This is a genomic window from Nostoc sp. XA010 (assembly GCF_020829625.1).
Lineage (GTDB): Bacteria > Cyanobacteriota > Cyanobacteriia > Cyanobacteriales > Nostocaceae > Nostoc.
In genome coordinates, this window is record NZ_JAIVFX010000007.1 from 251,627 (window position 1) to 273,758 (window position 22,132).

General features: G+C 41.2%; 18 protein-coding genes. 9 read left to right on the forward strand and 9 right to left on the reverse strand.

The features are described from left to right. Positions 1–185 precede the first annotated feature (185 nt). Positions 186–1,694: a UbiD family decarboxylase gene (locus LC608_RS13640; RefSeq protein WP_229554049.1), complete on the forward strand. Its 1,509-nt coding sequence runs from the start codon at positions 186–188 to the stop codon at positions 1,692–1,694. Between the two features lie 28 nt (positions 1,695–1,722). Then, complete coding sequence (locus LC608_RS13645) at positions 1,723–2,004, forward strand: DUF4058 family protein (protein WP_229554050.1); 282 nt, start codon at positions 1,723–1,725, stop codon at positions 2,002–2,004. 186 nt (positions 2,005–2,190) lie between these two features. Here the strand turns inward: LC608_RS13645 and LC608_RS13650 are convergent, their stop codons facing one another. Next, a complete protein-coding gene (locus LC608_RS13650; protein WP_267871080.1) occupies positions 2,191–2,490 on the reverse strand; it encodes an endonuclease domain-containing protein in 300 nt (99 codons plus the stop codon). Between the two features lie 313 nt (positions 2,491–2,803). On the opposite strand from LC608_RS13650, the gene LC608_RS13655 reads away from it, so the two are divergent. Continuing rightward, positions 2,804–4,423 (forward strand): tetratricopeptide repeat protein, encoded by a 1,620-nt coding sequence (locus tag LC608_RS13655; protein ID WP_229554052.1) that lies wholly within the window; start codon positions 2,804–2,806, stop codon positions 4,421–4,423. A 247-nt stretch (positions 4,424–4,670) separates the two neighbouring features. On the opposite strand, the gene LC608_RS13660 is transcribed toward LC608_RS13655, so the two are convergent. After that, complete coding sequence (locus LC608_RS13660; protein ID WP_229554053.1) at positions 4,671–6,581, reverse strand: acetate--CoA ligase family protein; 1,911 nt, start codon at positions 6,579–6,581, stop codon at positions 4,671–4,673. A 329-nt stretch (positions 6,582–6,910) separates the two neighbouring features. On the opposite strand from LC608_RS13660, the gene LC608_RS13665 reads away from it, so the two are divergent. From LC608_RS13665 to LC608_RS13675, 3 genes are all read left to right on the forward strand, one after another. Next, positions 6,911–7,114, forward strand: a complete 204-nt coding sequence (locus LC608_RS13665) for a hypothetical protein (protein ID WP_229554054.1) — start codon at positions 6,911–6,913, stop codon at positions 7,112–7,114. 291 nt (positions 7,115–7,405) lie between these two features. After that, the gene (locus tag LC608_RS13670; RefSeq protein ID WP_229554055.1) at positions 7,406–8,248 is read left to right on the forward strand and encodes a cyanophycinase; all 843 of its coding nucleotides are present in this window, start codon (positions 7,406–7,408) and stop codon (positions 8,246–8,248) included. A gap of 614 nt (positions 8,249–8,862) precedes the next feature. After that, positions 8,863–9,963, forward strand: a complete 1,101-nt coding sequence (locus tag LC608_RS13675; RefSeq protein WP_229554056.1) for a tetratricopeptide repeat protein — start codon at positions 8,863–8,865, stop codon at positions 9,961–9,963. 155 nt (positions 9,964–10,118) lie between these two features. Here the strand turns inward: LC608_RS13675 and LC608_RS13680 are convergent, their stop codons facing one another. Further along, a complete protein-coding gene (locus LC608_RS13680; protein WP_229554057.1) occupies positions 10,119–10,817 on the reverse strand; it encodes a phosphoribosyltransferase in 699 nt (232 codons plus the stop codon). A gap of 192 nt (positions 10,818–11,009) precedes the next feature. Here LC608_RS13680 and LC608_RS13685 point away from each other — a divergent pair, with 192 nt between their 5' ends. Next, positions 11,010–11,690, forward strand: a complete 681-nt coding sequence (locus LC608_RS13685) for a uracil-DNA glycosylase family protein (protein WP_229554058.1) — start codon at positions 11,010–11,012, stop codon at positions 11,688–11,690. Positions 11,691–12,146: 456 nt separating this feature from the next. Here the strand turns inward: LC608_RS13685 and LC608_RS13690 are convergent, their stop codons facing one another. The 4 genes from LC608_RS13690 to hetZ all read right to left on the reverse strand — a co-directional run bounded on the left by LC608_RS13690 (position 12,147) and on the right by hetZ (position 18,057). After that, positions 12,147–12,404 (reverse strand): DUF4058 family protein, encoded by a 258-nt coding sequence (locus tag LC608_RS13690; protein WP_308189868.1) that lies wholly within the window; start codon positions 12,402–12,404, stop codon positions 12,147–12,149. 340 nt (positions 12,405–12,744) lie between these two features. Then, positions 12,745–15,048 carry a DUF3488 and DUF4129 domain-containing transglutaminase family protein gene (locus tag LC608_RS13695; RefSeq protein ID WP_229554059.1) on the reverse strand — a complete coding sequence of 768 codons (2,304 nt, stop codon included), beginning with the start codon at positions 15,046–15,048 and terminating at the stop codon, positions 12,745–12,747. Positions 15,049–15,887: 839 nt separating this feature from the next. After that, entirely contained in the window at positions 15,888–16,859 is a 972-nt protein-coding gene (locus LC608_RS13700; RefSeq protein ID WP_229554060.1) for a PatU, read from the reverse strand. Then, entirely contained in the window at positions 16,852–18,057 is a 1,206-nt protein-coding gene (gene hetZ / locus LC608_RS13705) for a heterocyst differentiation protein HetZ (RefSeq protein WP_229554061.1), read from the reverse strand. The genes LC608_RS13700 and hetZ overlap by 8 nt, the downstream gene beginning before the upstream one ends. 204 nt (positions 18,058–18,261) lie before the next feature. Between hetZ and LC608_RS13710 the strand changes: the two genes are divergently transcribed. Beyond that, on the forward strand, positions 18,262–18,735 hold the full coding sequence (locus LC608_RS13710) for a hypothetical protein (protein ID WP_109012329.1): 474 nt from the start codon (positions 18,262–18,264) through the stop codon (positions 18,733–18,735). Positions 18,736–19,038: 303 nt separating this feature from the next. Here the strand turns inward: LC608_RS13710 and sds are convergent, their stop codons facing one another. Further along, on the reverse strand, positions 19,039–20,010 hold the full coding sequence (gene sds, locus LC608_RS13715) for a solanesyl diphosphate synthase (protein ID WP_118163220.1): 972 nt from the start codon (positions 20,008–20,010) through the stop codon (positions 19,039–19,041). 945 nt (positions 20,011–20,955) lie between these two features. Here sds and LC608_RS13720 point away from each other — a divergent pair. After that, positions 20,956–21,153, forward strand: coding sequence for a hypothetical protein (locus tag LC608_RS13720; RefSeq protein ID WP_229483934.1), 198 nt, complete (start codon positions 20,956–20,958; stop codon positions 21,151–21,153). A gap of 106 nt (positions 21,154–21,259) precedes the next feature. Here LC608_RS13720 and murI read toward each other — a convergent pair whose 3' ends face one another. After that, on the reverse strand, positions 21,260–22,126 hold the full coding sequence (murI, locus tag LC608_RS13725; RefSeq protein WP_229554062.1) for a glutamate racemase: 867 nt from the start codon (positions 22,124–22,126) through the stop codon (positions 21,260–21,262). Between the last annotated feature and the right edge of the window lie 6 nt (positions 22,127–22,132).

The window sequence follows — 22,132 nt, forward strand, 5'->3', positions numbered from 1 at the left end:
TAAAACCAACAATTTCCCAAATGGGGAGATGAGTGAGCAGGAGGGACAAGGAACAACAAGGGGGAGAATAAAAAATTACATCGTTTCCCCTCTGCTTCGTGCCGCTCTGCCTCCTTCCAATGCCCAATGCCCCATAATATAAGAAAGCGCTTCACACTTCTTAAATAATCAGCTTTATTAGAACAATGGCAAGAGACTTGCGGGGATTCATTAAAATTTTGGAAGATAAGGGACAATTACGGCGAATTTCAGCTTTAGTTGACCCAGATTTAGAAATTGCTGAGATTTCCAACCGGATGCTGCAAAAAGGTGGCCCAGGATTGTTGTTTGAAAATGTCAAAGGCGCTTCTTTCCCTGTGGCGGTGAATTTGATGGGAACTGTGGAAAGGATTTGCTGGGCGATGAATATGCAGCATCCAGAGGAGTTGGAAACTCTGGGGAAAAAACTAAGTATGCTGCAACAGCCAAAACCGCCGAAGAAAATTTCCCAAGCGATAGATTTTGGAAAAGTCCTGTTTGATGTACTGAAAGCGAAACCAGGACGTGACTTTTTCCCTGCTTGTCAGCAAGTTGTAGTTCAAGGTAATGATTTAGATTTAAACAAGTTGCCCTTGATACGTCCTTATATTGGTGATGCTGGCAAGATTATCACGCTGGGACTAGTAATTACCAAAGATTGTGAGACGGGTACTCCAAATGTAGGCGTGTATCGCTTGCAACTACAATCCAAAAATACGATGACGGTTCATTGGTTATCGGTGCGGGGTGGGGCAAGGCATTTGCGAAAAGCGGCAGAACGTGGGAAGAAATTAGAAGTTGCGATCGCACTTGGTGTAGATCCTCTAATTATCATGGCAGCAGCTACACCTATACCTGTAGATTTATCAGAATGGCTGTTTGCTGGACTTTACGGCGGTTCTGGTGTGCAGTTAGCAAAGTGTAAAACTGTCGATTTAGAAGTTCCCGCAGATTCCGAATTTGTCTTGGAAGGAACGATTACACCAGGAGAAGTTTTATCGGATGGGCCTTTTGGCGACCACATGGGTTATTACGGCGGCGTGGAAGATTCACCCTTAGTACGCTTTGAGTGTATGACGCACCGGAAAAATCCGATTTACTTAACAACATTTAGCGGTCGTCCACCTAAAGAAGAAGCGATGATGGCGATCGCACTAAATCGTATTTATACGCCCATTCTGCGGCAACAAGTATCAGAAATCGTCGATTTCTTCCTACCAATGGAAGCTTTGAGTTACAAAGCGGCGATTATTTCCATAGATAAAGCATATCCGGGACAAGCGCGACGGGCGGCTTTAGCGTTTTGGAGTGCTTTACCACAATTTACATACACAAAATTTGTAATTGTTGTGGATAAAGACATAAATATTCGTGATCCGCGTCAAGTTGTGTGGGCAATTAGTTCTAAAGTTGACCCAGTGCGGGATGTTTTTATTCTGCCGAATACACCTTTTGATACCTTGGATTTTGCCAGTGAAAAGATTGGCTTAGGTGGACGCATGGGAATTGATGCGACTACGAAGATTCCGCCGGAAACAGACCATGAATGGGGTTCGCCTTTGGAATCTGATCCAGATGTGGCGGCGATGGTAGAAAGACGATGGGCGGAATATGGTTTGGCAGAGTTGCAGTTAGGAGAAGTAGACCCGAATTTGTTTGGCTACGATATGAGGTAATGTATTAGATAAAAACTGGTAAAAATCTATGCTGGCTATCGGCTTAATTGATTTTTATCAGTCAAATATAATTTTAGTTTGTTGTAGCGATCGCCGTCCTTATGCTGACTTATATGCTTTTAATTTACTAGATATAATTCCACCTTTTTCCCTATTTTTGTGTTCTGGAGATACGGAACCAGTTATAGATTTGCAGACATTGTTAAATGAGGTATATGATATCTACGGCTATGATTTGGTAGTAGATTATAGTCAACAGCTAGTACCAGGGTTGTCACAAGCAGATGCATGGGCGGATACACTTTTGTAGTATAAGGGTTTACGGTAACTCAAAATACTGTGAATTGTAAGCATATACTTATGCGATCGCAATATTACCTTGGTTTTTCCTTTACGCTTCGCACACACCCCCAAAAACCTCCTAATTAGCCCCCTCTCGAAGAGCGGGGAGGAGGTTGGGGCTGGGGTTCTATCTCTGCAACCAAGCACCAATATCCTACAACACCCCCTCTATCCTCTCCAGAACATCCTCATTTCTAAATCGCATAACCTGCAACCTCAAACTCTCCAAAAATTCTTGACGTATCGCATCTTCTACTTGGGTATAGTCATGAATTTCGCCATCCACTTCCACCACTAACCGCGCTTCATTACAGTAAAAATCGACGACAAAACGGTCAATTGTTTGCTGACGGCGGAACTTGAAACCCAAAAGTTGCTTGTGTCTCAACTTCTGCCAAAGTAGCTTTTCTGCTGGAGTTGGTTCACACCGCATCTGTCGCGCTAATGGCTTCAGTTTTTTCCAAAGTCATGTGGGGTTTGCCAAGGGTATCTCCGAACCCCACCCCCTAACCCCCTCTCCGCTCTTCGAGAGGGGGAACTGGAGTCGGTGAGAGGCTTTGGGTTGGAGTTGTGATTTTCGGTCATTTGCGATCTTGGTGGTTAACTAAATTAATATTTCATGTATTATTAAGAGCGATCGCACTCTCCCAACTCTTCAAAACTCTGGCATAATCAGACATGGCTGCACCTAAAAAGCTGATTTAAAGCTTTACGCCGAATGGATATTTTAATAGAATAATGTCATCAAAAGATTCGCAGAAACATAAATGGACTGGATTACACTACTGCGATCGCTACAGTCTGATTTTATTAAAAGGTTAACATCTGCTTCTCTGCTTCATTGTGAAACAGAAGGTCAATATAGTGAATTAACTATAATCTCTGGAGAAAGGTTAAAGGCACTACGGGAATTTTGCTGGCAAATGGCTGAGAAATATAAGCGTGTTTTGCCAGTCCGTGATGTTTTTCTTAGCTATCTTAAAGGGAAGTTGGGTGAGGAAGTTGTCAAAGAACGTCTAGCTGATTTTATTACTGAAGTCGATTATGAAAAGCGATTCGGCGGCGATGGCAATATAGATTTTACATTGACTTCTGACCCATCTATTGGTATTGAAGTTAAATCTCGTCACGGTAGTATTGATAGAGTTAGATGGTCAATTAGTTCTGAAGAGGTTGAAAAAAATGCAGTTGTAGTTTGCATTTTGATTCAAGAAGATGTAAGTGAAGCCCAATCTGAATATCACCTTTTCTTAGCTGGCTTTCTCCCAACTCGGATGATTAAGTTGAAGACTGGTAAAATATCATTTGGGATTGAACAATTACTGTATGGTGGTGGTTTATGGTGTTATCTAGAACAGTTACAATCTTCTATAAATAATTCTTCTAGGCAACAACCACCAATTTATAAATATCTCCCGAAGCAGGAAATTGCATCTAAGCCAACTATTAATCAGTTGAGTAAATCTTATTTTAAACCAGAATATAGTGATGAAAATTTAAATATACTTTATGTAAGATTAGGTGATGAATGTTTTGAGAAAGGAGAATATTCAAATGCGATCGCTAACTATAATCAAGCCTTACAAGTAAAATCTAGTGATACCGATTTATATTATAAACGAGGTTTAGCTCACTATCAAATAGGAGATTATGAGGCTGCGATCGCAGATTATTCTCAGGCAATTCAGATAAACCTTCATGATGCTAAATCTTACAATAAACGAGGTTTAGCTCTGTCTCAACTGGGAAGATTAGAAGAAGCAATTAATGATTATACTCAGGCTATCAGAATTAATCCTAATGTTGCCGTAGCTTATAAAAACCGGGCTGAAGCTCGTTCTCATGTAGGAGATAACCAAGGAGCAATTGAGGATTATACACAGGCTATTAAAATTAACCCCCATTATGCAGATGCTTATAAAAACCGTGGAATTGCTCGTTATTTATTAGACTCTCAACCGGGATTTCCCCAAGCAATCAAGATTAATCCTAAAGATGCTATCGCGTATAAAAAACGTGGTAATGCTCGTTCAGATTTAGGAGATTTTGAAGGAGCGATTGAAGATTATACTCAGGCAATACAGATTAATCCTAATTATGCAGATGCTTATTACAACCGTGGTAATGCTCGTTCAGATTTAGGGGATTTTCAGGGAGCGATTGAAGATTATACTCAAGCAATCCAGATTAATACAAATTATGCAGATGCTTATTACAATCGTGGCAATATCCGTTTAGAAATAGAAGATAAACAGGGAGCAATTGAAGATTTTCAAAAAGCGGCAGACATCTATCGTCAAGAAGGTAAGCTAGAATCGCTCAAAGATACACGAGAAATAATATTAGATTTAGAAATAGAAGAATCATTAGATATTTTAAACTTCTAAAAAGTTGAAAAATTCGTCTAATATCATGTCCGCATAATCAGTTATGATTCCCACAGTGATTATATGTCACCCTTATCCCCTCCTCGCTTGCGTGCGGGGAACTCGGGGCCCCCTCTAGGGATTAGGGGCAGGGAGACAAAGCGTAGCTTTGGCGGGATGGGGTTCTTCAGGTCTAATAACTAATCAGGCTCAAGCGGACATGATATAAGAGGATATTTGAAAAGTATTAGGCGAATAGAATTCGCTACTACAAAATTGTTCCAGTCTCTTTCAAATAAACCCGTGTAAATGGTTCATCATCACCCAAAGAATAATCTTCAATCAACCCTTTGCGACGAATAGAAATGTCGTTGCCTTTTCTCGTCACCACAGTCGAACTATCGAATACATCCCGCGCTAACATCATCTCAGTTTCGCTAGGATTATCCAAAACGACCATATTACTACTTCGGTAAAACATCCCCTCTTCATTGAGGATATCTTCCGCATACTCGGCAATCAGCAAATCAAGTTTTGGATGACGCAGCAAAGTTTGGACGTTGCTATTGTAATCCTTACTTAATACTTTTTTCGAGCGATTCACAAAAACTCCATCACGACAAATAGCGCCTATTGTCCAGTTTGGATGTTGCAAAAGGATATGGTCAATCGTTGCTTGCAGTTCTTCAACTGAGATTTTATTAAAGGTAATAATCGGTATCCTAGAATCTGTACCAGACTCAAAAAAGGTTTCTAAGATATAAGAAGGCACATCAACGCTTTCACCTTCAGAAGGTTTAAGATGCATTAAAACGCCTGGTGCAGCATTGATTTCCAAGATGGCAAAGTTACTAGACTTCCAAGATTCTGAGAGACTTTTGGTCATGACATCAATACCAAGGCAAGTCAGCTGGAAGTGTTGGGCAATATCTTGCGCCAAGATAATATTGTCATCATGAACCGTGTGCGTTGCATCAATGCTCATACCCCCAGCCGAAAGATTGGCAACTTTACGGAGGTAAACAGTGCGCCCCTTCTCAATAACGCTGTCCAATGATAAGCGCTGTTCCTCTAGATAGAGTTCCATCGCTTCATCGATTTGAATTTTACTCATCGGCGAGGTTGGCGTGTCTAAACGTGCAGGTTTCCGGTTCTCTAAGCGGATTAATTCTGCAAGGGTTAAATAGCCATCACCAACAACCGATGCTGGACGGCGTTCTGTGGCGGCGACAAATCTGCCATTGACACACAACAAACGAAAATCTGATCCGGAAATACTTTTCTCAACAATTATCCGAGTTAGCTGATCTTCGGGAATCGCTGCCAGTGACCTATTATAAGCAGCTACAAGTTCTTTTGAGTCCTGCACATCAGCTGTAACGCCAATTCCTTTGTGGCCTACCACTGGCTTAACTGCTACTGGGTAGCCAATTTGTCTTGCTACTGCCAAGGCTTCCTTTTCAGAAAAGACGATATCGCCTTCAGGGACTGGGAAACCCAACGTTTTCAAAAATGCCTTACAGTCGTCTTTGCGGGTGGTAAACTCCGAATCTAGATGACTATCACAGTTAAATGTTGTTGCCACCCCCCGGACATGTTTTTTTCCCAAGCCGTATTGCATTAATCCTTCTTCCCACAAATAAAAGGCGGGAATACCTTTTTCGTAGGCTGTTCGCAATAGGGCGTAAACTGTGGGGCCACCATAGACAGAGGCGCGGAATTTATTTTGCAGCCTTACCAACTGTTCATCAAAGGTAAAGTCTTCGTCTTGAGTAATGGCTTCAAACCAATCCCAAACAAAATAAGCTACCTCTCTAGTTGTGCGTTCATGTAGTGATTGAACGCTAATCCGCACGAAATTTGGATATGGTTTAACACTCCAACGGTTAAGGTGCAAATCCATGTCCAGTTTTCCCACTTCGGACACAACTTGGGCGAATAGATGAGCATAAGATTGGTAGCTTCGGCTACCCAAGTGGGGATAGCGATCGCCAATCTTTGCAATATAATCTTCTATGGGCAAAGGCTGTCTAGAGTCAACTAGAGCAAAGTCAAATACTAGCGTCCCTATATCTAAATAAGGGTTGGGCCCAATATAATGCTTGAATTTGAAAATATCGAATACATCCGTTCTTCTAGCATTAATGCGGACTAAATCACTACTTTTTTGTAGAACCATTGATTACTAACCTTTGGCTAAACACCCTGAAATTTAAATGCTGAGTTCTGGTTACTCAGACTTATTGATTGTAAATTAACTCACATTATTTTTTGAGAGTGATGGCAAAGCCATTGATCTAATCAGAACTTAGATTAAACCTATTAGTAAGCATTTTCAACTATCTCAAGGCATAATTAAATCCCCCTACCTCAGCAAAGAAAAAACTACAGTTAATTCATCCTCATGAATGCTCAAATATATAACCTTTGAAAGGTGTAATCCTCAGCCAATAAATTGTATAAATAAATATGCGGGATTCAAAAGACAGCAATAAAGACAGCAAAGTTATGAATAGCACACAAGCTGCTCTAAGAGAAGAAATTCGCGAACTTGCTGAGGAAGCTTTTCACCAAAAGCTGATTTCTGGGCATGGTGATGGCCCGGATATGAATGAGTATCAAATTGTCTACCAAGGCAAACCCAGGCATCTCCCACTAGAACAAGCACGTTTTTTCTTAACTAACTTGCTTTACAGAAGTCGCATTCATTAAGGCTTACCATTAGATATCTAATTGCATCCAGGGAAAGTTAATACCAGTTTTTGAATAATAATTGCACGATAAATTTCCAATCGGCAATTAGCAATGCCTCTAGAAAATTACTCTAGAGGCAGTTCTTGCTGTGGGTTTTATTAAGTCAACGAACGTTAATGAGGATAGCTATTTTCTGTGTAATTTTGAATATCAATACTACCTTATATCAAGTGATCTACCAAAGGGATGATTTGATAGTTGGAATTGTCATGGTTTAGTAAAATTTATTAACTCAAATAAGGGGACATCATGGTACAAACTAATTCTAAAGGGCAACTGGTAATTATTGGGGGAGCCGAAGACAAGGAAGGAGATTGCCAAATTCTGCGTGACTTTGTGCGACGCGCTGGGGGTACAAAGGCGTACATTGTAATTATGACGGCGGCGACAGAATTACCTAGAGAAGTGGGAGAAAATTATATTAGAGTATTTGAGCGCCTGGGAGCCGAAAATGCTCGGATTATTGATACAGAAACCCGCGAAGATGCATCTTCATCTACCGCATTGGAAGCAATTAGTAAAGCAACTGGCATATTTTTTACTGGGGGAGATCAAGCTCGCATCACCAACATCCTCAAGGGTACTGAAATAGATACGGCGATTCACCAACGGTTCTCTGAAGGTATAGTTGTCGCAGGCACAAGTGCCGGAGCAGCTGTGATGCCAGACGTAATGATTGTGGAAGGCGACTCAGAAACACATCCTCGCATTGAAACTGTTGAAATGGGCCCCGGTCTTGGTTTTCTACCAGGAGTGGTAATTGACCAGCATTTTTCCCAGCGTGGACGCTTGGGACGCTTAATCTCAGCTTTGATACTACAGCCTGCTGTTTTGGGATTCGGTATTGACGAAAATACTGCTATGGTCGTGACAGATAGCCAAGTTGAAATTATTGGTGCAGGTGCAGTCACGATTGTTGATGAATCAGAGGCTACATACAACAATATGGGCGAAATTTTGAAGGATGAGTCTTTGGCGATTTGCGGAGCAAAGCTTCATATTTTACCACATGGCTTCAAATTTGACTTGAAAAGCCGTCAGCCTATCCTAAATAATGGCTCTGTGGCAAATGTCTCTGTAGCTGTTGCTTAAATCAACACCTAACTTTTAGCAGGTGCATTTAAATTGAGCCAATAATTAATAATTGTAGATTACTGACATTTATTTCTTGAATATCCTCCCAAGTACTCTCAGAAAGAGCGGACATAGCCCGCATTTTCAGGAGGAAAAGGGGGATTTATTATTAATAAGCGATCGCAGTCTTAATTGCAAGATAAACTAATAATTTATACTTTAAAACGATTTACATACTCTACAAATATATCGTGATGTGAAATGAAAAAAATAGGGTGGTTCAGGCTTTTCTTAATTCTCCTGCGATGCCTACGGCGGTAAACTACGTAAATAGACCATGCTGTGCCCTTACGAAAGATGTGGTTTGAAACTTTACTCACAATTAGTGGTTTTGTCAATATATAAGTTTATTCATAAGCTTCACAACTGGTTAGCCAAATTTAAAATCTCTTTATCTCAACAAATCGTGCTGTAGTGGGGCAGTCTGTCAGAGTCTGTTGCTGATAATTTCCTAAGTCTGGAATACAAAAATTCCAATAAATAAGTCACGCTGTGCTAAATCAACCTGATGAAAGATACCTTGTGGTTTTGGGAACACTAGATTTAGCAGCAGACTTAACAGGAAAGGGCTGATGTCTAAAGGGGAATGGAATAACAAATCAAAAAATACAGTTCCCCTGCAATTACCCATAACATACTTAAAATCAGTGAAGCGTAATACAATTACCCATGAATTTGACTCTGGTTCACAAGCAGAAATACTACCTATACAGGAAAGTGACGACATATCCGAAGCATCCAAGCTACTAAGGCAAGGAATTCAACAGCAGCAAGCTGGTGAATTAATAGCGGCTTTGAAGTCTTTACAACAATCCTTGGGGCTGTTTCAGTCCGTTGGGGATTTGCAAAAACAGGCACAGGCACTTTCTTTTTTAGGATTGGTAACTTACACAGATGGAGACTACAAAGGTACTATCTCTTACTCCGAACAGTGTTTGTCTTTGGTCAAGAACTCCTCAGATTTTGTAGTGCACATGCAAGCACTTTCCCATTTAGGGAATGCATACCGTCACCTAAATGACCATAACAAGGCTATTGAATTTTTGGAAAAGTGTTTAAAAATAGCGCAACAGCTGCAAGACAAACGTAGTCAAGTAGCAGCACTGAATAATTTAGGATTGGTATATAAAGCTTCGGGTAACTTTATACAGGCAATTGAGTATCAGCAGCAAAGCCTAGAAATTCTCCGGGAACTCAAAGATAACTGGGGCGAAGAACAGGTACTCAAGAATTTAGGTAATGCTTGGTATGCTTTGGACAATTACCCAAAAGCGATCGCCTATTATGAGCAGTGTGTAGTACTAGCACGTTCCTTAAAACATGTTCGCAGTGCTTCTCAGGTGCTAAAGAATTTAGGGAATGCTTGTTATGCCTTAGGTGATTATGCTAAAGCTATTAAGTATTATGAAGAACGGTTGCAATTAGCTAGAGAAATTAAAGACAAGCGTAGCGAGGAACAGTCTTTAGGTAACTTAGGAGTTGCTTGTGAAGCTTTGGGTGACTATAACAAAGCCATTAAGTATTATGAAGAACGTTTGCTGTTAGCTAGAAGCATTAAAGATCGGCGCAGTGAAGAAGAAGCTCTTGATCGTCTGAAAGCTGCTTGCTACGCCTTGGGTGATTATGCCAAAGCTATGCAATACCAGCAAGGAACATCTTCAAATAATTTGTAATACTCGCCTCCGGCGAGCAAGCTACGTAATTCGCAATGGGGATTTAGAAAGAGCCACAAAATTTGCTAATGCCATTAGCTCTCTTGACAAAAGCGCCCAAAAATCGTTAAAAAGCAAGATAGGGAAAGGAATAATAAAGAGTTAATAATATAAAATTACTCGCATCGGTCAATTTCTCCCATTGTCTTTTGTTGCTGGAGATACGCGAGAACTTCTAATATATCTACTTGAGGAAATTCGGTGTAAAAATTACTTACACTCCAAAAGGGTTCCGGTGTTTGCAAGATAATGGTGCGATCGCCCCACTGTTCTAACCAGGGTAGCAAAGTTTGTGGCGCTACTGGAGTACATAGCCAAACTGCTGCTGGAGATAGGGTTTTGAGAGCATTTCCCGCTACCGCTATTGTCATACCTGTAGCAATGCCATCATCAACTAAGATCAGCGTAGCATTCTCTATATTCACCTGCGGACAAGCAGGAATTAATAAAGCCTCAAGAGACTTAGCAAGGTTTATCGCTTTATTTAAAGCTACTTCTCGCCACCGCGCATCATTTTTAAGGCGAGATAGCTTTTGATCAGCCCAAAGAACATTTCCAAAAGTAGTCACTGCACCAATTGCTAACTCTGGGTTTTCTGGATGGCTAATCTTTTTCGCCACAACAATTGTCAACGGACAATCCAAAAGACGGGCTATTGGTGCTGCTACTGGTACACCCCCTCTTGGCAAAGCATAAACAATTGGTACAGGCTTTACCCCAGAATCAATAGTTTGCTGAGTCAAAACATCATGAATCACTCGCGCCAATAACTCACCTGCATGGGTGCGATCAGCGAAAAGCGGGGTATGTGACATGGTTTTCCCCAGCATGTTAGGACGGTACTGCTTTTATGATGACTGAATTTTGTCTCAAATTAACTGATACAATAAGATTTGTATAAATAATTAAGTATTCAGCAAAAGTCTATTGATTCTGATAAATCTCCAACTAGAGCAGTATTTAACTCAGATAAAACAGATGGTGCTGATGCCAAAATCCTAATTTTCATGAGCAGCGAAACCCAACTCAGCCTCTTCGACGACTCAACCCTTAACCAACGAGAACTGATTCCCACAGACGCTAAAATTGCGATCGCTCCGGGAACTTATTCTGACATGACGGAGTTGGCACAGCATTGCAATAGCTGTCACCGTTGTGGATTGGGAGACACTCGGACTCATGCTGTTGTCGGACGCGGTAATCTCAAAGCACCAATTATGGTTATAGGGGAAGCGCCTGGTCAAAATGAAGACGAAACCGGCTTACCATTTGTAGGCAGATCGGGGCAGTTGCTGGAGAAAATTCTGGCATCCGTGAATCTGACTACAGAAGATGATGTATACATTGCCAATATTAACAAATGTCGCCCACCAGATAATAGAGTTCCTACACCTGTAGAAGTGGCGGCTTGTTTACCCTACTTACTAGAACAAATTCGTTTAGTTGACCCCAAAATAATCCTGTTAACAGGTGCAACTGCTGTCAAAGGCATCACAGGCGATAAGCGGGGGATTACAAAAATTCGCGGACAGTGGCTAGAGTGGGAAGGGCGTTTATGTATGCCAATTTTTCATCCTTCCTACTTGCTGCGTAATCCTTCTAAAGAAAGAGGTGCGCCGAAGTGGTTGATGTGGCAGGATATCCAGGCAGTGCGTGCCAAGTTAGACGAAATCCAAAATAATAGCTAATTTGGTAAATTTGCTTAAATTATATTGTATTTTACTAATTGCGATCGCCCCTTTTGATTTAAGTGGAAGCGATCGCTTTTGCTGAAGAAGTGTGATCGCAGTAGCCTAATCTTAAGAGGATGTTTAATATTTATGAAATATTGCTTACTAAGGACGAAAGGGATTTTTATATTGGACAAGCTAGTTTAGTTAAAAAAGAAATTATTAATTTTCTCTTCGGAATTTTTTTATTCAATACTAAAAATGGCTTAATAATTGTAGATGAACCTGAATTACAAAAGCTTTTTCCAAAAAATAGACGATGTGAGAAAGCAAGAAATTAATAAAATTGTATTTGATATTTTAGGAATACCTTGTCCTCAAGAAGAAGAAATTATAGAAAAATTGACTTTTTCTAGAGTACAGCCTTCTGAGTAGACTCTAAAGAACTAATCCATAGATTCACCGTAAACCCTTCTACCGTAACAGTGTATTAGCCCAAGCAGCATCTGCTTCTAATAAAGTTGGTACTGCCTCTTTGCTGTAATCTATTACCAAATCATAACTTGCACGGTCATAAATCCCAGCTAATAAATTCTGCAAATCTACTAACGGTTCACTATCACCCGTTTGCAAAGGCAAGAGAAATGAAGGAATTATATCTTGCAAATCAAAGGCATATAAATCAGATTGGGGACGATTTTCTGCTCGACTAACCAAAATACGATAAGTCAACTAACCCTTAGCACCTTGAGATTTCACCTGCGCCCAATGTCCCTGACAGCCGTATTCACAGCAATTCTTCTCACTTTTCGGCTTTCTTGACTGGTATCCTAATTTTACAAAATTTAGTCCTGCGATGTCTACGACGGGTTACGCCTACGCAGGTGGATGCAACACAACGATATGGAAGTTATTCTTGACAAGATGCGCTTACTTTGGCGCTTCTACCGTGATTCTTACTTGTGCTTGAAAAAGCGCAGAAAGTTTAAAATTTCTTCTATAGGACTTAAATAAAACATCCTATGAATTGAGGGTTAGCAAACACACGTCAGTTGATAACCCGCAACTTGGATTACTTATCAGCCTTAACAGCTTTTTTCAAACCTTGCCATCTTTCTCGCAGTCGCTTCAAGTTAGGACTATGACCACCATAACGCCAACTAACATAGGCTTGGCTAATCTCATCTATAACCTCAGCAGTTGCTGGAGCATGATGCTGATATGATCCTTTGGCATACTCTAAAGGTGTTTGTGCTGGATGTTTACCTAAACCTTTTTGGGTTGTCCATTGCAACATTTGTTGATAAAGGCTCTCCATTGCTGGCAATTTCTTTAACCATCGACGGTTGCGCCACTCTCGCCACTGACCCCAACCCAGCCAACCGAAGAAAGCTGCTGTAGTTGCCAAGATTAAGCCAGTCAATACGCCAAACCAACCTTGAGAAAATAAAGCTAAAAACCAAGCGATCGCTCCAATCACCCACTTAAATATTGTCTCAAATACATTATTCAACAAACCTGTCACTGGAGATGGTAGCCATCCTGCAACCCAATGCCACAATTGACGCAACACACTAAAAGTCTGGGTATCTTCCACTGATGGAGGTATGAGAGGATGATTGGGAATCGGGTCAAAGGCAAACCAGCCATATTTAGGAAAATATACTTCCGTCATCGCATAAGCATCAGTATTACGGACAACATATAGCCCAGTAAATGGATTAAATTCTCCTGCACTAAACCCTGCTACCAATCGGGCTGGGATGCCAATGGAACGCAACATTACTGTGAGAACTGTTGAGAAGTGGTCTGGATAACCGCCTTTATATTTGAATAAAAAAGCTTCTACTAAGTCATCTTTTTCTCCCAAATAAGGCAAATCTAAGGGATTTTGGGGAAGAGAGTAGCGTTGTTTTAAATGTTGAGCTAAGTAGAGAGCTTTTTCATAGGCTGAATCTAGACTTTTAGAAGACTTTGCTACTCGTTCTTGATTGTAGTTAGCAAGAATTTCTTCGGTACGTTGCCGAACTTTTTCGGCAATTTCGGGAGGAATTTGCAGATAATGCTGTTTAATATCTCGTGGATATTTACTAGAAGCTTCACCTAATTTAGTGCGATCGCGGTATGGTACTTCAGAAATTACTGTATAAGTGAGTCCTTCTGATAATTCCACAGGCGATCGCAACCCGTCTTCTTTATCAACCGCGATCATTGGTGTGGGAAAGTAAATCTCTTTTGGATAAGCCATCGCCGGAATTAGGTTAGGCAAATCCGCCACCACTGTATAAGTTTGTACTATCTCTTGGGTTTTACCAGCAATCAAAGGTCGATTCAGGAAAATTTGGTAAGACCAAGACGATCGCTTGATGGTTGTAACATCTTCATTACGGGAAACTTCCCATCCCTTACCCGTATAACGGTCAAATCCTAAAACTCGCCAAAAACCCTCAGCTTGCGATCGCACCCGCATCACAACTTTCGGTTTCATCTCGCCCCGCAGATTTTGGTTAATTTGGCTATTAAAACCGTAATAAAAGTTATTATCTACTTTACCTGGTTGACCAGTTTGATTTTGTCCCGTACCACTGCCTTGATTATCACCTTTACCTTGGCGGACATAACCGGGATTAATGATACTACGTCCTGTGAAATTACCTTTTATTGGAATCGCAGAACTTACAGGAAAATTCCGTAACTGATAGCCAGGAAATCTGGGTAAAACAGCAAAAATTGCCAGTCCCAGACCGACAATTAGGAAGAAATTCAGAATTAAAAATTTAAAATTAAGAGTTGAGGAATTCTTCTGATTGAATTTTCCCTTTTCAGTTTTTAATGGCTGTAAACCCAAGCGCGAGCGATAATCTAATACTAAAGTTGGGAGAGCGATCGCTAAAAATAACAGCAACACAGGTGCAAATGCTAAAGTCTGGCTTAACGTTGCCGCCACACCCAATAAAATTAATCCTATAACAATCGAATAGCCCAAATTTTTCCGGCGGGGTGTATCGAAGCTATGTAACACCTGGAGTTGAATTAATAACTCTGCCAAACCCAACCGTGTATCATTTAACTCTCCCACTAATCGGCCAAAGAAAGCACCCAGTGCCACTAACATTCCGATGGCGATACAAAACTTAATTGCAATATTGCGATCACGGCGACGATAGTAACTCCAAATCGCACCCAATAAACTCAAGGGTAACGCCCAAAAACTGAATGAAGTTTCGGCGGCGATATCCGTCGCCACAATTCCCAAAACAACCAACGCTAGCACCAGCACCCGCAAGGAAATTGAATCTTCTACTTCTATTAAAGGCGATCGCTGCGGATTTTGCCGCCAGAAATTACCTACAGGGACACGCCAAAACCGATTCATCCTGGATAAGTTGAGCATTTCAAGTCTAAGTAAAAATTCCACGGAAACAATGATGAGGACGAAACTGTTCGCCCTACTTTAAAGTATTCCCGTTAGAAGAAGCTTTCTTATCCTGCCTTGATGCATCTATCAAGGTTTAGCGCCTATTTTAAAAGTTAAAATCTTCCCAGGAGTTTCAAATGTTAAAAAAATTGACTTTACATCATAGCCCCTTTCGAAAAGCGGGGAGGCAGGGTGGTTTCATATAACGAGAAAAAAACTCAAACTGGGTTTCAAAGCCTCTCCCCGCTTGCCTAACGGCAGGCTGACGCCAACGGGGAGAGGTTTGGAGAGGGGTCAAAATCTATGGTTATAGATGAGAAATCAAGACTTATGTATTTTTCTTTTTTCGTATGAAACCACCCTGCTCTCGAAAAGCGGGGAGGGGCTTGGAGGTGGGGTTCTTAGGGTTTGATAAGTAATCAAGCGGACATGACATAACGTTACCGCGAAATGTAACGCCAAGCGCGAACATAATTTTGTATAAAAAAACCCAACCCAATAAACTCGTTGTGAAAAATTGGTGGCTTGGTAAAATAAAGGCGAAATCAGCACAACACAAAAAACTAACTCATTCCCCAGGCTTTCCTAATAATCGAGTGGACTGACGAGTACCCACAAAAAATGACTTATGGGGTAGAGGGTAAGTTTACTCCCACTGGTTAGTTATAACCACGCTTTAAGTATAAGTAAGCACCCTGTTGCTAGTATGATCTAGAGACAGAAAAAGCCCAAGGCAACAGCTAGGCAATAGTTACCTTAAGATATTCAGCATTACGTACTAGCGATGGCAATTAAGATTACACAGTGGGATTAATCACAAACAAAAGCGACTGTTCGTCTACTTCTGGAAACTCAACTTCCAAAGTATAAGTTGGGTTAAGTTGTTCGCAGCCTAACTCTACATTTAAGTATCCCGGAGTTGAAGATGTTGCCATTGCTAAAGTTCCACTTGTGCGAAGTGTCAAAGTTCCTTTAACAGGTAACTCAGCCTGAACAAGTAACTTCGTAATACCTACAGACTGATACTCTACTTTGATATTCAAATTACCGACAGTGGTTAGCCATTGTCTTTCTACCACTGGACTAGCTGCTGAAAGTGGTAGAGTCAGATTTTCCAGCAGTTGTTTAGCTGCCAGCAACGACAAAGCCATTTGTTGACGCGGTTGTAAATCTGAATAATCGCTCTGAATATTGGGCATATTCAAAGTACTTACAGACCGATACGTGCTTCTTAGCACCAATCCCGCGATATCATTTAGTGCTTGAGACTCGTTGGGAAAAAAGTTCTCCACCACTTGAACTAATTTTGCTCCCAGAGGCACTGAAGATGTCACCATTGATTGACATTTTTCTAGCAATTGCTGAAAAACTCTCTCCGGTAAAGGACGCGGCAGGTTTAGCTTCGACTGTTGTACCATCCACCCCCAGGCAGGAACGAGCGTCATTGACGGCTCATCAACACAATCGGGATAGTCGATTAATTGTGTTTCCCAAGGAAATAAAGGTGGGTGATCTTGGGCTTGGATTTGTAAGCGATTCTTAAGGACAGCTTGGAAACGATCTAGCACAGTAGGAATTTCTCCTAATTGAAAGGTCTGGGGCGTTCCTCCCAATTTTGGCTCACTGCTTTTTGAAGCAGTGGCTTCATTGTGGAGGTTTTTTACCCCGTCATTTTCCTCACATTCTAGAGATTGGTCGGTATTTTTGACATTATCTGTCAATAACCAACCGAGACACTGAGATTGTAAGGATTCTGAGTCACTATTCATGAGTAGATGCACCTGATCCGGACACTAATGAGTTACGAATTTCCCAAGCTTGCTCAAGAATCTTAAACCATCGTTTTTGAAGTTGTGCCATTGACAGCCCTAAAGTTTTTGCGATTTTTTCATCGGCTTGTCCTTGTTGCTTCAACTCTAGTAAAGATCGTTGCTTATTGTCCAGTTGTGCTGTGTATACTTGCCATTGCTGGGGAGTTAAGCCCAAATTGGTGTGTAAAGAAGCTTCTAGCCACTCGTGAACTAATTCCCAACGATGTAACAAGGCAAACCGAATCAAATGGTACTTGAAGCGCTGTTGTAAGTAATCTCTCTGACGAGGGGTTAAACCTAAAATTGACTCAATTTCCTGTGCTGATAAATCCTGGAGGCGGAGAGAAAAGTAATCAGCACAGTCAGATTGTTGTCGTTCTTCGAGATAATTCATTAATTCTGTAACTACAACGGAACGCAAGGTATCTTCTTCAGGTTCGGGTTCGGCTTGCGTTGCCATTGTGGAGCGTAATTGATGCACTGCTGGTTCTTCCCAACAACCATCGCCTTCATTATTGCTGCCTTCTGCGGCTTGTTCTATATCTACGCTGGTTTCTGGGGGCTGTTGTTGGGAAAAAGTTTGCGCCCGTAAGATAATTAGCTGCTGCTGACGGCCTGGTAAGGGAATGCGTCGTTTGCCGTAGCGCTCGGTAAATGCCATGTACTCGGACAGTTCTAGAAGCGTCTGAGGGCGATAAGTAGCACCAAGTTGATTTTCTCGCCGGAAAGCGTTCAATGCCTCTAAATAAAAACTCTGTAAAAAATCTTCAATTATAGTCAGTCGCCCTTGATAACTCAATTGCTTCTGAGGCGGGTTAATGTATCGATAAATAATTGCACTCAAAGTACTGTGTAATTCTACCCTGCCCCGGTTTGAACCCAACTGATAGTACCTGAGACACTGTTGTAGCCGATGCCGAGCTAGGGTCATCGCCGAGCTTTCTACAGATCCAGAAGCTTGGATACGCTTGCTTTCCTGGCAAATCCGATAGACTTCGGTGGTAATACGTCTTGCTACATCGTGGCAATTCTGTTCCGAAGCTTTGGTTGATTGTTGAAACTCCCTGGACAGGAGTTGAAAGATCACCTCCACGCCTTTAGAATTTTCTCCCAGAATATTTGCAGATGGAATAGTTGCGGTTGCGGCTGAATTCATAGTCTCGGTTTTCAAAAGACCCTAAGTATTTAAATACAACCTGTACGACTGTGGGTGTTGGCTTTTTCGGTTTTACGTATAAGCTAAACGCAGACCAATCCTATATTGAGAATGTGGCTGATTTTATTATTCCCAACTTCGATGGGATTGTTCACATTTTGATAGATGTTATTGCCATTACCCAGGAGCCGTATACAAGTCATTATGGATTTAGAAGCACAAATTCAATTGCTGATTGACAATGCACCCCGCGATGGTATGACACCAAATTTGATTGCAGCAATTGCTCCTGCCCTTAGAACGATCGCTCAAAAATTACGTCACTCCCAGTACTATATTCTCCAAAATTCAGAATCAAGCTGGGTTTTAACAACATTGAGCAATCTTACTAATCCAGGATTGGAAAAGCGCGTTGTTTACGCTTTCCCTACCATACAGGATGTCTCTCTAATTTCCCCTGCTGGGCTTGACCCTCAAATGCTAGCTAAAATTATCCCTGTCACCCATATTTTGTTCCAATTGGTGGCATTAGAACCCGTAGATAGTATCGTTTTTTTGGAGACGCCGGGTAAGACCACCCATACCGTTGAAATTCGACGAACTGAACTAGAAAAACTCATGCAGAAACACTTACGACAACAGCGATCGCCTAAACAGATACCCCCTGATATTGCATAGAAAAAACTTGGATGTGGGATTTTTTAGATACAATCCCACATCCAAAATTTTAAATCTCAAATTCGTTTGAAAAAGTTTTTGATGAAAATAAATTAATGCCAGTTACTAACCTTCTAGTTCTTTAAAGAAGCAAGCGATCGCTTTAATTTCCCGTCTAATCTAAAATTGGTTAACAAACAGTTATCAGTGAACATTTTTCAAATTTTAGCTGACTATTAAGCAAAATTTCTCCACTTAAGAACAGGTAGAAGGTTTCGCTTGGGGTCTAAAGTCCCATCTTGTACCTGTTAACTGGTAAATGATTTAATAAAGGCGGCTCAGTGTGTACTCAGCTATATTAATCAATGCTTGGTGGGATTCTGAGGGTGGGAGAACTGCAAGATGTTCAATTGCTAGCTTTGCATGGTGAGCAGCTAACTCTCGCGCCTGCTGTATACCTTGACTATCCTGAATTAGTGCTAGTGCTTGCTCTAAATCCCCCTCTTGAGCAAACTCTCGCTCAATTAGCACTTCCAAGGATGGTTTTTGGGCTAAAGCAAATAAAACAGGTGCAGTCAGATTACCACTTTTAAGATCCGACCCCACTGGTTTACCCAAGGTATCTGTTGTACTGGTGAAATCTAGAATGTCGTCAACAATTTGAAATGCTATACCAAAATGACGACCGTAGCTATATAGATGCTCAACAGTTTCTCGCGAAACTTCACTGAGTAACCCAGCAGCTTTAGAACTGTTGGCGATTAATGAAGCTGTTTTGTAATAACTCTTCTGAAGGTAAGTTTCAATAGAGATGCTAGCATCAAAACGATTCAGTCCCTGCTGGATCTCCCCAGTAGCCAGATCCATAATGACTTCTGAGAGGAGTTTTACTACCTCTAAATTGTCCAAGTTTGCTAAATACCAGGACGATTGGGCAAAAAGAAAATCTCCTGCTAATATGGCAATGCGATTACCGAACAAACTATGAACGGTAGGAACGCCTCGCCGCACATCTGATTCATCTACCACATCGTCATGTACCAAGCTAGCTGTGTGAATCATTTCTGTAATCTCAGCTAGGCGGCGATGACGCGGCGTGATGTCTTGTTCTAACATTGTTGCCCGCGATATTAGCAGGACAATTGCTGGTCTGATACGCTTTCCCCCAGCACCGAATAAATGTTCGGCTGCTGCAAACAGAATGGGGTGGCGATTTCCAACTAGCTGTTTTAGGTTATCTGCTAGTAGTCGCAGGTCTGCTTCCACAGGGGTAAACAGGGAGGTGGCTGGGGTCATGGATGGGCGGACTCTGACTTAGGTTACGAAAGTTTACATATCCTACACTCATTTTAAGATAACCCTGTGCCAGCGCAAAGTTTTCATAAGGTAATCCCATTTTCATGAGTCTATAGGTGATACTTAAGGTTAATAGTATATTTGTCAATAAGCAATTATGCTTAATTTTTTGTAACTCAGGTTTAAAAATAACTTCAAACACGAGTTATAAGTACATGGGAATAAATATCAGCTTAAATTATATTAAGTAGTTTCTCGGTACACCTTTCCCGCCACAGTTCAAATAAATTAAGGAATATTGCCTATTGACAAAATGAATTCAATTTAAATGAGTCACCAACGAGTCAGATTAAATTTATTCAGGACTGAAGTGTAGCTACTCAAAAAATTTGAAATTTAGCAGTCGAATAGGCTCAAAATTTAAGGTCGTTGTGTTACGCTAAAATATAGGAATTTTAAATTTTTCAGATATTCACACCCCAAAAGTAAGTCATTTAGTAGTTGATTTTACTGACTCGGTGATGTAAGTCTAAAATAATTAGTCGTAGTTTAAAATCAAGGAAATAATTCCTTTAATTTTTCCTACGATCCGGGAAAGTCCTGGTTTGGAGCTATGCGATATCCCTATGGGAAGCCGCTACACGTCTTCAGCGCACGTTGAGCGCAAGCATTGCTCCTTTCACAGCAATGTGAGCAAAAATAAAGCAGATCAAGTAGACCGCAAAGAATCATAGTTTTAGATTGCTTTTTAGGAATCTAACTGCTGTGGGATCTATGGTCTGCAATAAGTCGTATTAGCGAATAAATTATTTTTCTGTAGAGAATTTTATCTCTATAGGTAATTTTACCATTATGAAGCTACAGCCATCAAGATGCACTTGCTTGGCTGAGGTTCTACTAATTTTATGGAATTTTATATTTATTTAGAAAGGTGCTAGTAGAACAATGATTTACGGAAGTATACCTATGATGATTTTTATTTTAGCGTCTGGATATTTGTTCACAGTCTACCTGTTGTTAGCACTGGCAAAGCGAACGGGTACAAAGACTGTTCCGACAAGTTTCCCTTCATCTACCGAAGGAAAACACAAGCAGGAGATATCGGTAAGAGCAAAAGTGACTGAAGCAGTTAATAGTCAGTAGGGATTGGGGATTGGGCATTGATAAAGAGGCTCCAGGGGCGGGGTGCTGCTCTTGCTGAGGGGAAAACTCTTCTCCCCTGCTCCCTGCCCCCTGCCCCCTGCCTCCTTCAATGGAGTTGAGAAATAGCGGTATCAGTGAAGCAAACCTCTTCAACCATTGGGGTATAGCCTAGCCACTGCACTCCCGACTGGGAAAACTGTTTCGGACAACCACTAACAGCGAAGCGAGTTGGCAGTGGGAGATGGGTATTTTTTAAGCCTAGTAAGTCTAACTCTTGGGCACAAGCTACTACGACATGAACAGCTGGGTCAATCAGTTGGACATGGGAGGGCAGGAGCGATCGCAATACTGGTGTAAGGTGGGGATAATGGGTACAACCGTGAACTAAGGTGTCAATTTCCTGCTCTATTAAAGGCTTTAGGTAGGCTCGTGCTATTTCAGCAGTATAGGGGTCATGAATCCGGTTTTGCTCGATGAGTGGCACAAACTCTGGACATCCAACTTGCCAGACTTGAACTTCAGGAGCAATTTCGATTATTGCGTGCTTATAAGCATTACTCTTAGCCGTAGCGGGAGTGGCAATTACACCAATCCGCTTTCCTTGTTGCACCGCAGCTTTTGCACCCGGTAGGATTACTCCTAAAATGGGTATGTTGAATTCCTGACGCACGGTTTCTAGGGCTAGAGCAGAACTGGTATTACAAGCCATAATTACCATTTTTACCTGCTGCTGTTGTAGCCAGGTAATAATTTCACGCGTGAATTGTAAAATTTCTGCTTGGGAACGAATTCCGTAAGGAAGTCTAGCTGTATCCCCAAAGTAAATAATTGATTCATTGGGGAGTTGCCGATATAGTTGTCGCAGTACTGTCAGTCCACCCACACCACTGTCAAAGATGCCAATTGGGGCACGTTGGGGTTCTTGCTCGGAAAAAGTGTCAAGATTCGTTTCAAAGATCGAAGATGAATACACAGGCAG